The sequence below is a fragment of the Rhodoferax sp. GW821-FHT07F03 genome (genome assembly GCF_059418745.1).
The window spans coordinates 337,717-350,679 of sequence record NZ_JBWKQM010000001.1 but is presented as its reverse complement, the minus strand read 5'-3'; the positions used below and the strand labels follow the sequence as shown (position 1 = coordinate 350,679).

The 12,963-nt window shown below is 63.3% G+C and carries 9 protein-coding genes; 1 reads left to right on the top strand and 8 read right to left on the bottom strand.

Translation table 11 applies throughout. The features are described from left to right. Positions 1-56: 56 nt before the first annotated feature. From AC07R0_RS01530 to AC07R0_RS01495, 8 genes are read right to left on the bottom strand one after another with little or no spacing between them, the layout of a single operon-like run. On the bottom strand, positions 57-1,013 hold the full coding sequence (locus tag AC07R0_RS01530) for an alpha/beta hydrolase (protein ID WP_495103515.1): 957 nt from the start codon (positions 1,011-1,013) through the stop codon (positions 57-59). 25 nt (positions 1,014-1,038) lie between these two features. Beyond that, positions 1,039-1,869: an alpha/beta fold hydrolase gene (locus AC07R0_RS01525; RefSeq protein ID WP_495103514.1), complete on the bottom strand. Its 831-nt coding sequence runs from the start codon at positions 1,867-1,869 to the stop codon at positions 1,039-1,041. A 28-nt stretch (positions 1,870-1,897) separates the two neighbouring features. Then, the gene (locus AC07R0_RS01520; RefSeq protein WP_495103513.1) at positions 1,898-4,315 is read right to left on the bottom strand and encodes an efflux RND transporter permease subunit; all 2,418 of its coding nucleotides are present in this window, start codon (positions 4,313-4,315) and stop codon (positions 1,898-1,900) included. A 49-nt stretch (positions 4,316-4,364) separates the two neighbouring features. Continuing rightward, positions 4,365-5,444 carry a WD40/YVTN/BNR-like repeat-containing protein gene (locus AC07R0_RS01515; protein ID WP_495103512.1) on the bottom strand — a complete coding sequence of 360 codons (1,080 nt, stop codon included), beginning with the start codon at positions 5,442-5,444 and terminating at the stop codon, positions 4,365-4,367. Continuing rightward, positions 5,444-6,802 carry a DUF1329 domain-containing protein gene (locus AC07R0_RS01510; RefSeq protein ID WP_495103511.1) on the bottom strand — a complete coding sequence of 453 codons (1,359 nt, stop codon included), beginning with the start codon at positions 6,800-6,802 and terminating at the stop codon, positions 5,444-5,446. Before AC07R0_RS01510 ends, AC07R0_RS01515 begins: the two co-directional genes overlap by 1 nt. Positions 6,803-6,839: 37 nt before the next feature. Further along, a complete protein-coding gene (locus AC07R0_RS01505) occupies positions 6,840-8,519 on the bottom strand; it encodes a DUF1302 domain-containing protein (RefSeq protein WP_495103510.1) in 1,680 nt (559 codons plus the stop codon). Positions 8,520-8,549: 30 nt separating this feature from the next. After that, positions 8,550-9,317, bottom strand: coding sequence for a coniferyl-alcohol dehydrogenase (locus tag AC07R0_RS01500; protein ID WP_495098310.1), 768 nt, complete (start codon positions 9,315-9,317; stop codon positions 8,550-8,552). A 39-nt stretch (positions 9,318-9,356) separates the two neighbouring features. Then, positions 9,357-10,811 (bottom strand): benzaldehyde dehydrogenase, encoded by a 1,455-nt coding sequence (locus AC07R0_RS01495; RefSeq protein ID WP_495098328.1) that lies wholly within the window; start codon positions 10,809-10,811, stop codon positions 9,357-9,359. Between the two features lie 253 nt (positions 10,812-11,064). Between AC07R0_RS01495 and AC07R0_RS01490 the strand changes: the two genes are divergently transcribed. Continuing rightward, entirely contained in the window at positions 11,065-12,885 is a 1,821-nt protein-coding gene (locus tag AC07R0_RS01490; protein ID WP_495103509.1) for a sigma 54-interacting transcriptional regulator, read from the top strand. Positions 12,886-12,963: the final 78 nt, after the last annotated feature.

Here is a 12,963-nt window from a genome sequence, read left to right as displayed (position 1 = left end):
GAAAACACTTGGTCACCCGGGCCGAACTACCCACCCAGGACGACAGATACGCGCTGTCAAACGTTCAAGCGCAGCCATTGCGCCAAGTCCGCCACCAGCTGTGTACCCACCGGCGACACGGCACTGAAGTGGATGCAGGCATGGATAGCGCCAGGGTAATGCTGATGGGTCACCGCCACACCCGCCGCTGTGGCACGCAGGGCCAGCGCATGGCCTTCGTCGCGCAACGGGTCGTGCCCCATGGTGGCGAGCCAGGTGGCGGGCAGGCCCGCCAAGTCAGACTGCAACAGCGCCATATCGGGGTGCCCGGGCGATTGCCCGCCCAGGTAGCTGGCAATGAACCAGCGCATCGCGTCCATGGTGAGGAACTTGCCTTCGCCGTTCTCCTGGTACGAAGGACTGGGTTCGTCGGGGTGCTGGGCGACTGGGTAAATCAGGCCCAACGCGCGCACCGCGGCGGCTTTCACCCGCCGCGCCGCTACCAAAGCCAGCTGCGCGCCCGCGCTGTCGCCCACGACGGCGATGCGCTGGGGGTCGGCACCCAGGCTGCCGGCGTTAGCCAGCAGCCAGCGCAATGTGGCTTCCACATCGTCGGGCGCGGCCGGAAACGGATGCTCGGGCGCCAGCCGGTAATCCACAGCAACAACCAGCATCTCGGCATGGTGGCACAGGGTTCGGCAGACGTTGTCATGGGTCTCCAGATCACCCATCACAAAACCGCCGCCATGTACGTAGAGCACCAGCGGCAAAGGCTGCTGGCTCCCCGCGGTATTGGGCGCATAAACACGCAAGGGCAACGCTCCTCCAGGGCCGGTAATGGCGGTGTCAAACACCCGCCAAATCCCGGGGGGTGGCAGGCCCAGGGCCTGCGCCTGCTCACGGTAAATTTGCCGTATCACAGGCGGTGGCAAGCTCTCTAGGGGCGGGTTGCCCTGGGCGGCGGCTTGGGCCAGAAATCCGGCCAAAGCCGGGTCCAAATCGGCCGAAGCCAGGGTCGGGAGATCGTTCATCATTTTGCTTGCTCTTAGGTGGTAGCTCTCAGGCCTCGACGACCAGCGCCCGCAAAGCGGCGTTGAAGACGGCGGACTGCTCCAGTTGCGGCGTGTGGCCGCAGTCATCGACGAGTTGAAACCGGCTCGCCGGGGCCAGCGTGTGCGCGTGCTCCGAATGCGCGAACGGGATCACGCTGTCTTGCCGGCCATGCAACATGAGCACTGGCACCGAGGCCGATGCGAGTGCCGTATGCGCATCGGCCACCAGCGACGCACGCTGCCCACCCAGGTCCGTCATCCGCCGCAAGGTGGCGAGGAAGGCGGCCTGGGCACCCGGTCGCATCACGTTGCGCTCTATCGTCTTGCGCAACTCGTCGGTGACAACAAACGATGGGCCGAAGATGGCCTGAATTTGCTGCATGACGGCCATGGGGCCAGCCCGCGACATCAGCGTGCCCAGCACAGGCAGCATCATCAGCCGGAAGGGCACGGGGCAGTCGCGCCCGAGGTTGGCCGCCGCGGCGAGCAGCACGGTCTGCACCCGCGCGGGCTGCTGGGCCTGCATCTGCAGGCAAATGGCCCCACCCAAAGAATTGCCGGCCAGATGCACCTTGTGCAAACCGAGCGCGTCGGCCACCCTCCATACGAAGGCGGCAAAAGTCTTGGGCGCGAACGGCTGCCCACCGAAGCCGGACAGACCGTGCCCCGGCAGGTCCAGCGCGATCAGACGCATGCCCAGGTTGGCGTCGGCAAACTGCGCCGACCAGAGTTCCAGCGAGCCGCCGATACCGTGCAGCAGCAGCACGACCGGACCAGCACCACCCGAGTCGCAATACCGCACCTGGACTTCATCGACCGAAATGTATGAATCGATCACGTCTCGTCCCCTTGAATACGCATATGTCTCATGCTGCGACCCTGCCCTGGACGCCCGCCACCCTCACAGCCGTGGCAGGCCGAAGGAGAAAGTAGCCCAGCGCCGGCAGCAACACCAAGGCCCCCACCATGTTCCAGATGAACATAAAGGCCAGCAAAATCCCCATGTCGGCCTGGAACTTGATAGGCGAAAATGCCCAGGTGCCTACCGCCAGTGCCAGGGTGATGCCAGTCAACATGACCACGCGGCCGGTGAACTGCAGCGCGTGGTGGTACGCGTCCGACAGGCTGGCGCCCTCACGCATGCGGGCCAGGGTGATGCTCAGCACATACAGCGCGTAGTCCACTCCTATGCCCACACCCAGGGCAATCACCGGCAGCGTGGCCACCTTTACGCCCATGCCCAGCCAAACCATCAAGGCCTCGCACAGGATGGAAGTCAGCACCAGCGGCAGCACCGCCACGAGCACCGCACGCCATGAGCGGAAGGTGATCCAGCACAACAGTACGACAGCGGCATAGACCCACAGCAGCATCTCGTGCATGGCCTTGGCCACCACGATATTGGTGGCCGCGGCGATGCCCGCACTGCCGGCGGCCAGTTGGAAGTGGATGGCGTCGGTGTTGTTGGCTGCGGCGAACCTTTCCACCTCGGCCACCACCCGGGACAGGGTCTCGGCCTTGTGGTCCTTCAGGTAGACATACAGCGCAAGAAAGGAGCAGTTCTGGTTGAACAGCTCGCGCGGCGCCCGTGTCTGCACGCCGCCCAGTGCTCCGTCATTCGGCAGCAGTTCAAACCATTTGAAGTTGCCTTCGTTGTAGCCCACCATCGCCAGTTTGGACAGCGCCGCCATGGAGTTGGTGGACTCCACGCCAGGCAGTTGCTCCAGCCCCCAGGCCAGGGTGTCGAGCTTGGCCAATGTGCCATAACTGGTGCACTGATCTTCGGGCGTGGTGACCATCACCGTCAGGATGTCGGCGCTGGCCGCGTAGTGCGCGATCTGGTAGGCGCTGTCGCGGTTGTAGCGGGAGTCGGGGCGCAGCTCGGAGGCGCCGGGGTCCAGATCGCCCACCTTCAGCTGCAGGCTCACGGCGTAGCCACCCACCGCCATCAGCGTGGAGACCACAATCGCCGCAGCCGCCCAGCGCTTCTGCGTGAAGTGGTCCAGCAGCGCCCACAGCCAGGCACGTTGGGTGCCGTCCTGCACCGCGTCTTCACGCAGGCTACGCGCCGCAGCCTTGGCTCCAACACCGGTGTAGGACAGCAAAATCGGCAGCAGTACCAGATTGGTGAAGATCAGTACGGCCACGCCTATGCTGGCAATCACCGCCAGGTCCTGGATCACCTTGATCTGGATGATGACCAGTACTGCAAAGCCCACAGCGTCGCACAGCAGGGCCGTCAGCCCAGCCATGAACAGGCGGCGAAAGGTATAACGCGCAGCCACCACGCGGTGCGTGCCACGGCCTATGTCCTGCATGATGCCGTTCATCTTCTGCGCGCCATGGCTCATACCGATGGCGAACACCAGGAATGGCACCAGAATGGAATACGGGTCCAGCTCATAGCCCAGCAGCGCCAGCAAACCAAACTGCCAGACCACAGCCACCAACGAGCATGCCACCACCAGAGCCGTGCTGCGGGCACAGCGGGTGTAGCCGTACAGCACCACGGTGGTGATGGCTAGCGCCAACAGGAAGAACAGCAGCACCTGCTGCAGGCCTTCAATCAAATCGCCCACCACCTTGGCAAAGCCGGTCACGCCGATCTGCAGCTTGTCGCTGGCGTACTTGGCGCGTATGACCTCGATCTGGCGTGACAGGTCACCGTAGTCCAGCGCCTTGCCGGTTTGCGGGTTGCGGTCCAGCAGCGGCACGAAGATGATGCTGGACTGGAAGTCGCCCGCCACCAGCTGGCCGATCTCACCGGAGCGCTCCACGTTCGCGCGCAGCTCGGCCAGGCTGGTGGGGCTCCCGTCAAAACTGTCGGGCACCACTGGGCCACCATCCAGCCCCTCTTCGGTCACAGCTACCCAGCGCGTGTTCGAGGTCCACAGCGATTTCATGAACGGCCGGTCCACACCTGGCAGCAGGAACACCTCGTCGTTGATTTTCTGCAGTGTGTCCAGATAGCTCTTGTCGAAAATCGTGCCTTGCTTGGCCTGCACAACCAGGCGCAGTGCATTGCCCTGCCCCGCCAGATCGCCCTTGTGCGCCAGGTAGTTGACGATGTAGGGGTGGCTGGTCGGTATCGTTTTTTCAAAACTGGCATTGAGCTGCAGGTGCGTCCCCAGCCAGCCCAGCACCAGGGTCAAGGCCAGACAGATCGCCATCACCCAAGGACGGTGGTTGAAGAAGGCGCGCTCCACCACATTGCCGGAGCGGGTGTCGAAATCTTCCAGCCGCGCAACCACGGGCTGGGTTTGGGAGGATGTATCGGCGTGCATTATTCTTTCGCGGCTGCGCGCAGCCTTGTTCCAAAAATCAATTCCAAAATCAATGGGCAGACAGGGCCGGCAGGCGGCGCATGCCCCGCAAGCTGGCCACGACCAGGCTGCCGTCGTCGGCCTGCACCACACCCGATACGGGCACGGGTTCACGTGCCGCCACACGGCGCAGCGCCACGCCATCGTCGCGTCCCACCAAGGCATCGCCGGCCTGGCTCATCAGCACAAAGCCACCGCCAGGCAAGCCCATGCCGGCCCCCACCGCCATGGGTACGCCGGTGTCCAATTTGTCCCAATGCACTCCGGCATCACTGGAGCGGTAGGCGGTACCACGCAGACCGTAGGCCACCCACACGTCGCCCACGCTACGCAACAAACCAAAGAAGCTGCCCTTGTACGGCGACTCCAAAGCCGCAAAGCTGGCACCACCATCGGTGGAGCGCAGCAGCAGGCCCTGTTCGCCAGCAATCAGCAGCGTGCTGCCGCTGGCACGCACGCCGTACAGGTGCAAGCTTTTGGGATTCGGCAAGCGCGGGGTCACGGCGGCCCAGGTTTTGCCCCCGTCCGCAGTGGACAGCATCAGGCCGTAGGCCCCCACCACATAGCCATGCTGGGCATCGCTGAACTCCAGGTCAAAGAAGGGTTTGTCGGCGCCCTCCTCCACCAGGCGCTGGGCGTTGGCGATAGCCTTGGCATCACCCGTGGCCTGGGCGGCTTGCAGCACCAGCGCAGCGGCCAGGATGCCGTCCAGCTGCTTGTGCCAGGTGGCGCCAGCATCATCACTACGCAACACCACGCCCAGGTGTCCTGCGGCCCAGCCAGTTTGCGCATCGGCAAAGCACACTGCGGTCAGGGTGGCCTGCACCGGCACCTGGGCCTGCCGCCAGCTTACGCCGGAGTCGTCGGACAGCAGCACGGTGCCGCGCTCGCCCACCGCCACCAGGCGCTTACCCGCGCGAGCCACGGCCAGCGTGGCCGCCCCCAAGGCCTTGGGGGTTTGCACGGCGGCCTGCGTCAACACAGCCGGCGTGCTGGCCGCCCGCGCTGGCAAAGCCAGCACCGTGGCCCAGCCGCACAAGCCCAGCAGGGCCGTGCGCCGCGCCACCCCATATTGAGCGGCCTGTTTCATCAGCGTGCGCCTTCGTTGGACAGGGATTCGGCGCTGAAGAAATTGCGCGGAATTGGCGGCACGATCTCGTACTGCTTGGGCAACTCGTTGGACGCCATGTTCAGGTAGTAGGAACCGTTTTGCAGGTCATAGCCGCCCCACAGCACAAAGTTGGAGACCACAGGCACATCGGGCGCGGTCAACATCAATGCAAAGTTGGTGCGCCAGAGCTGGCCCTTGGCATCCCAACCGTCGAACAATGCGGTCTGCCAGCTGTCTTCGTCGATGTAGTACTTGCGCTTGGGCACCACATGGCGCTTGCCAGCGGCCAGCGTGGCCTCCACTTCCCACACGCGGTGCAGCTCCCAGCGCACCTGGGACGGGTTCAGCGTGTTGGGCGTCACCAGGTCTTCCACCTTGGCGGCGGCGGCGCGGTTGTTGTTGTAGGGGATGTACATCTCCTTCTTACCCACCAGCTTCAGCTCGTGCTTGTCTATAGGGCCAAACAAGGTAAACGCTTCGTCGAACAGGCCGATGCCGGATGTCACCGAATCGGGCGTGTCATAGGCCACGGACGGGGCCTTGCGCACGCGACGCTGGCCTACCAGGTACTGCCACAGCCCACGCGGGGCGGCATCAGAAACGCCGTCCAGAGCCAGAATCGCTTCACCGGCCTTGGAGCCCGGTGCATTGGCCACGAACTTGCCCAGCGAGTAGTAGCCATCGAACTTTTCCAGGCTGCCGTCCTTGGCAAAGAAAGGCTGGCTCAGCGTCTGCGTGCCCCCCGAGGCCATGGCGCGCCGACCATCCGCGGTCACAACCCATACCCGCATGGGTAGAGTGATATTGCCGCCGCGCCAGGCGGTGCGCTGGTTCCAGATGGCTTCATAGCCGTCCTGCGGAATAGGGAATGGCACGCCGCCAAACGCCCCCTCCATGCCGAAGCCGCCTTCTATGGTCTTGGCACGGGTGGCATTCTTGAAGGTGTTGTCATACACCGCCTGGGGTGCAGCCGCCGTACGGTGCGTGGGGTACACGTCGATGCGGAAGTCGGGGTACTTCTTCATCAAGGCCTGCACGCCGTCTGACAACTTGTCGGCATACTGGGCCATGTTCTTGGCGCTGATGGACAGCGTCGGCTTCTCGCCAGGGAACAGGTCGGGGCGTACATCGCCGCTCTTGTAGCCGGCCGGAGCCTTGGTGGCACCACCCTCCCACGAGGGAATCGTGCCCTCCTTGTTGCCCGCCTTTTCGGCCCCCATCGGGGTCAGGGTGGTTTTGAGCTTGGCCGCCTCGTCGGCGCTCACGGCGGCCTGGGCGCCTCCAGCGACCGCCAGCAAGGCGGCTGCGAGCAAGGTGTTTATTGCAAACTGCTTCATGGTGTGTCTCGTTGAAATAGATAGGGGTGTGACAGGTTCAGAAAGTGCGCGACATGTTGAAAGACACATAGCTGCGGTCCTTCAAGGTCTGGCCGTAAGACAACATCCGTGAACCGGCGGGGTCCACCACGGTAAAGGTGCTCTCAGGGCCGAAGTAGCTGGTGTAGGTCAGGCCGATATTCCAGTCGTGGTATTTGCCTTTGACCCCCAGGTTGAAGTCGCCGGCCTTGCTGGCACCACCGGCAAAGTTCATGATGGCCGAGGAGCGGCCCGCAAAGTTGTAGCCCAGGCCCATGGGCAGCGACAGATCCAACCCCGGCAGTACCTGGAAGTACTGCGGCTCAAAGATCATGCGAAAGGCCGCCGCATCGCGCGTGGTGTTCGGGTCCAGGCCACCGTTGCCACGCGTGCTGGGGTTCTTGGTCACGCTCAGGGTGCGGTTCCAAGCCAACTCGGCCACCACCGAGCCGCCGTCCCACAGACCCGATTTGGTCAGAACATAGATGCCAGACAAGTTCAAATGGGCGGTCTTGCCGATGGCAAAGCAGGGGTTGCTGGGCGAGCCACTGCAATCAGCAGCAGGGCCACCCACGCCCAAAATGGCGGGCAGCAGTACCGCCGGGTCGCTGGCCAGGGGTGCATCAGCACGGAACGAACCCTCCAAGGCCCAGTTCAATGGCCCGATGGACGAAGTCACGCTGGCACCCACGGTCTTAACGCCTTCCGCATAGACCTTGTGCTCATTTCCATTGATGAAATCAAACACCGGTACTGCTGGCGTCTTTTCGTTATAGCGTGCGGCGTAGAAGCCGTATTCAAACGCGCTGCCGGCGGGAGCCCAGCGCACTTGCGCGCCAAACTGTCCGTTGTTGCCCGGCGTCTGGTCCTTGCTGTCGTCTGTGTTCAGCACCGTGGTCGGCCCCAGGTAGACACGTCCGCCGCCCAGGTAATCCTGGTTGGAGAAATAGCTGCCCACACCGGGCAGCTTGCTGGGGCGCCACTTGAGCTGGTAGTAGGCGCCCAGGGTCACATCTTCGGCCACCTGCAGGCTACCGGATATCTGCTCCACCGGCAGCAACACTTCTTTGAACTGCCAGTTGGGCACCGACATGATCTTGGCGATATCCACCGGGCCCTGTGCGTTGGCTATACCGTTCTGACCGAAGAACAGACTTTCACCATATTGCAGCGCGTGCTTGCCTATGCGGATGGAGGCCGGCATACCGCCTAGGTTTCCCTTGCCAAACACGAACACGTCCAGGAACTGGTCGCCCCGACCGCTTTGCATGGTGGTCAGCGGGATGTAGTCATTCACCGCCTGGTTGGCGTAGTTGTTCACCCCCAGCGATCCGTCATTGCTGCTGTGGCCTGTGTACTTGGAGTCGTACCAGGCGGCATGGCTGACGCGCAAACCAAAGTTGCCATGGGTCACGTCAAACTCGGTCAAAAGGTCAAACCGGTTGGACACAAAGCCCTTCTTACGGAAGTTCACATCGCCGTCGTTTTCGTTCACAACACCGGCGTCGCTGGACGGCACGGTCAGCCCGGGTGAGGCATCCTTCAAGCGATAGGCCGTGCTGTACTTGGGTGTCAAGTCCAGGCGGATCTTGGTGTCCGGATCAGAGCCCAGTTCCAGGGCCTGGGCCGATACGGCGCACAGCAGGCCACTGGCTACCGCCAGCGCGCTGAGTGGAAAGGGCGTGGTTTTTTTTGTCATCAATGTCTCCTCGGGTAGTACTTTTTTGTTTTACAGATAGGTCGAAGCCAAACCACCATCGACCGGGATATTCACGCCGCTGACCCAGCGCGCGGCATCGCTGCACAGCCAGGCAATCACCGCCGCCACTTCGTCGGCAAAGGCCGGGCGCAGCATGCGGTGGGCGTCTTTTTGCACACGCTCTTCGCCCAGCATGGAAACGAAATCGCCCAGAATGGGTGTGAACACCGGGCCGGGTGCCACGCAATTCATGCGCACGCCCTTGCCCAGAAACCACTCTTGGGATTGCACGCCGTTCCACACGATCAGCGCCTCTTTGAAGTACTGGTAGCAGGTGGCCTGCGGCACCGGGTGGTCACGCAACCAATGCGCTCCGGCATCGAAGCCCTTGATCGCGGCCAGCTCTTTGTGCAAGTCCAGCCGCAAGGGCCATTCAGCCCCCAGGATGGACGCCACGTTGACGATGCTGCCGCCGCGTGGAATGCGCGGCAGCACCGCTTCGGTCAGATGGCGCAGGCCCAGGTAATTGACCCGCGCCACCAGATCCACATCCGCCGTACCGGGCACGCCGGCGATATTGCAGAACGCATCGATGTGCGCGGGCAGCTGGGCCACGGCCGCATCTATGGCTGCCGTGGTGCCCAGGTCGGCTTTGACAAAACCATCCAGCGTCAGGCTGGGGTCGTTGCGGTCCATCCCAATCACCTTGGCGCCCTGAAAGCGGGCCAACCGCGCCACCTCGGCACCAATGCCGGATGAGGTGCCCGTGACGACAATGGTTTTTCCTTGCAAGCTCATGTTGTTCTCCTGGTTGTTATGGATATGTCAGAACGTGTGTCAGAACGGGTACGTGGGGGCCTGGTCTTTGACCGTGACCCACTGCCACATGGTGTATTCCTCCAGGTCGGCAGGGCCACCCACGCTGGTGCCATTGCCCGCGATACCGGGGCCGCCGAACGGATTCACACAATCGTCATTCACGGTCTGGTCGTTGATGTGGACCATGCCGGATTTGAGCTGCTGGCCCACCGCCATGGCGCGGCCCACCGACTTGGAAATCACCGCAGATGCCAGACTGCCGGTGTTGTTGTTTGCCAGCGCAATGGCTTCGTCATCCGTCTTGTAGGTAATGATGTTGGCCACAGGCCCAAAGGTTTCTTCCTCGAACACGCGCATACCGGACTTGACGCCCGTCAGCACCGTGGGTTTGTAGAACAGGCCCTCATAGCTACCGCCAGCTTCCAGCTTGGCTCCGGCCTTCACGCTGTCTTGCACCAGGGCGTGCACGCGGTCACGCTGCTTGGCGTCGATCAGTGGGCCCAGGGCCACTTGGCCACTGGCGCCGTTGCCCATGGGCAGATGTGTGGCTTTGGAAATCAGGCGTTTGGTGAACTCCGCTGCCATGCTTTCGTGCACCAGGATGCGGTTCGATGCCATGCAGATCTGGCCTTGGTGAAAATACGCGCCCCAGGCGGCATTGCATGCGGCCACATCCAGATCGGCGTCGTCCAGAATCACCAGCGAGTTGGTGCCGCCCAGCTCCAGGGAAACCTTCTTCAAATGCCGGCCGGCCAGCTCGCCGATGCGACGCCCCACCGCGACCGAACCGGTAAAGGCAATCATGGGCACCAACGGGTCCACTACCAGGGCCTCGCCGGCTTCGGCGTCTCCGGCCAGCACCTGCAGCAGGTCTTTGGGCAGGCCGGCTTCGGCAAAGATGCGGGCAATCATGAAACCACCGGAAACCGGCGTACGGCTATCGGGCTTGACCACCACGCCATTGCCCGCAGCCAGCGCCGGCGCAATGGCCCGCAAGGCCAAGATCAGCGGAAAGTTGAAGGGCGAAATCACCCCCACCACGCCGTGCGGCACCCGCCGGGCAAAGCTGGTGCGGCCAGGCACGCTGGGCAGCACATGGCCCTGCGATTGCAGGGGCAGATTGGCGGCCAGTTGGCAAATCAGCGCGGCCTCCCGGATTTCGTGCTGGCCCTTGGCCAAGATGCCGCCGGTTTCCCGCGCCGTATACAGGGCCAGCGCGTCAAAATGCTGTTCAAACAAAGCCCCGGCACGGCGGAAGATGGCGGCCTTCTCGCGCGGGGGCATGGCTACCCAGCTCTTCTGCGCCGCTGCGGAAGCGGCCGTGGCGGCAGCCATGTCTGCGGCATTGGCAATGCCTACACGGCACAGCACCTCGCCGGTGGCCGGTTCAATCACATCCCGTACCCCAGCGCCCAGTGCGGCTTGCTGCAGGCCCACAAAGTTGAAAATTTCCGTCGCATCGGTCGCGCCCATGGCCATGTCCTTTAGGTGAATTACGTTCATCAAGTCGCCACATTTCTTTGCAGCACACCTACTTATCGCAATGCACGGACCAGCCTTCTCCCGAAGGCATGCCAAAGGCCGTAAATCAAGCCCTCCGCCAGAGAGGAATTAGGTAGATACCCGAGCCCGCTTTACCGCACTGCAGCATAGGGAAATCACCCTCCATTAATTTCAGCAATTCGTTACATTCCTGAATCAAATTTAACCAATTGATGAAGTCCCCATGCGCAATTCCCCACGGGTTTCCCTGGCAGATGTCGCCCGTGCCACGGGCACGGTGCTCAGCAACTTCGACAGCAGCTCCGTCAACAAGGCCCTGGGGGGCTTTGCCAGCACCCACATCGGCAGCGAGGCCCACCCCAACGTGGCCGACATCAGCGAATGCCTGTTCTTTTCGCCGGGCGATGGGCGCATCTGGCTGCAAGACCAGCGCATGGTCTTGCTGCACACCGAGGCCCTGGGTTCGCTGCGCCGCGAGATGATCGACAGCCTGGGCACCAAGCAGGCCCGTGGCCTGTTCACACGTGCGGGCTACGTCAGCGGCGCGCGGGATGCCCATCTGGTCAGAAAGCAGTGGCCCGATGCCGACCCCTCAGCCGCCGCCATCGCGGGTACGCGCCTGCATGCCCTGGAAGGCGTCGTAAAAGTCGAGCTGGTGCAGGTGACGTATGACGCCAACACTGGCAGCTACGAGGGCGAATTCCTGTGGCACAACTCTAGCGAGGACGACGAGCACATCGCCGCCTACGGCATCGGCGGATCGCCTGCCTGCTGGATGCAGGTGGGCTATGCCACCGGCTACGTCAGCACCTTGTTCGGGCGGCTCATCGTCTTCCGCGAAACGCAATGCCGCTCCATGGGCGACGCGCAATGCCGAGTCATCGGCAAGTCGGCAGACCGGTGGGACAACGTGGAAGAAGACATGCGCTACCTGAACGTGCGCGACTTCGTGGACACTGCCGCCTACGCCCGCTCACCCAGCGACGCCGCCGAGCTACCCGCCAGCGGTGCGTCTGCGGGCGACGCCATGGTGGGCGCATCCTCGGCCTTCAACGCGGCCTGCCACCAGCTCAGCCGCGTAGCGCGCACCACCGCCACCGTGCTGTTCACCGGCGAGTCCGGCGTGGGCAAAGAGAAGTTCGCCAGCATGCTGCACAAGATCAGCCCGCGCAAAGACAAGCCCTTCATCGCCGTTAACTGCGCCGCCATTCCCGAGACGCTGATCGAGTCCGAGCTGTTCGGCGTGGAGCGCGGCGCCTACACCGGTGCCAGCGTGTCACGCCCGGGGCGGTTTGAGCGCGCCAGCGGCGGCACCCTGTTTCTGGACGAGATCGGCACGCTAAGCTTCGTCGCCCAGGGCAAGCTGCTGCGCGCGCTGCAAGAGGGCGAGGTGGAACGCGTGGGCGGCACCCGCAGCATCGCCGTGGACGTGCGTGTGCTGGCCGCCACCAACGAAACCCTGCGCCAGGCCGTGCGCGAAGGGCGCTTTCGCGAAGACCTGTTCTTCCGGCTCAATGTCTTCCCCATCCACCTGCCGCCGCTGCGCGAACGGCGCGACGACATTCCCCTGCTGATGAGCCATTTCTTGAACCACTACCGGCGCAAGCATGGCTGCGACATCCAGGGCTTCACCCAGGCCGCCGTGCGCACCCTGCTGAACTACGACTTCCCCGGCAATATCCGCGAGCTGCAAAACCTGGTGGAGCGCGCCGTCATCATGGCCGATGTAGGCGGTCTCATCGACGTACACCACCTGTTCACCAGCGGAGAGACCCTGGCCCCCGACGTCATGACACTCAAGTTGCAAGACGGCAGCGACACACTAAACCTGACAACTACGCCCCACCCTGCCGCCAAACCAGCCCCCCCAGCCCCCGCCAAAACACCTACCGCTGCAAGCGCCCTGTCGCTGGAGCAAACCGAGCGCGCCATGCTCCAGCAGGCCATCAGCGGCGCCCAGGGCAACCTATCGGCCGCCGCCCGCCTGCTCAACACCACCCGCGCCAAGCTGGCCTACCGGGCCCGCAAGCACGGGCTGGTGTGATGCGGGCACACTTCTGGATTTATAGAAATAGGCCTCTGGCGCAGGTAAATCGTGCGCAAGCAGCTACTTATTTAATAG

Bases quoted from the DNA above. Each gene is read 5' to 3' on its own strand.
- AC07R0_RS01530 (WP_495103515.1), bottom strand. From the start codon at position 1,013: ATGATGAACGATCTCCCGACCCTGGCTTCGGCCGATTTGGACCCGGCT.
- AC07R0_RS01520 (WP_495103513.1), bottom strand. From the start codon at position 4,315: ATGCACGCCGATACATCCTCCCAAACCCAGCCCGTGGTTGCGCGGCTG.
- AC07R0_RS01515 (WP_495103512.1), bottom strand. From the start codon at position 5,444: ATGAAACAGGCCGCTCAATATGGGGTGGCGCGGCGCACGGCCCTGCTG.
- AC07R0_RS01510 (WP_495103511.1), bottom strand. From the start codon at position 6,802: ATGAAGCAGTTTGCAATAAACACCTTGCTCGCAGCCGCCTTGCTGGCG.
- AC07R0_RS01505 (WP_495103510.1), bottom strand. From the start codon at position 8,519: ATGACAAAAAAAACCACGCCCTTTCCACTCAGCGCGCTGGCGGTAGCC.
- AC07R0_RS01500 (WP_495098310.1), bottom strand. From the start codon at position 9,317: ATGAGCTTGCAAGGAAAAACCATTGTCGTCACGGGCACCTCATCCGGC.
- AC07R0_RS01495 (WP_495098328.1), bottom strand. From the start codon at position 10,811: ATGGGCGCGACCGATGCGACGGAAATTTTCAACTTTGTGGGCCTGCAG.
- AC07R0_RS01490 (WP_495103509.1), top strand. From the start codon at position 11,065: ATGCGCAATTCCCCACGGGTTTCCCTGGCAGATGTCGCCCGTGCCACG.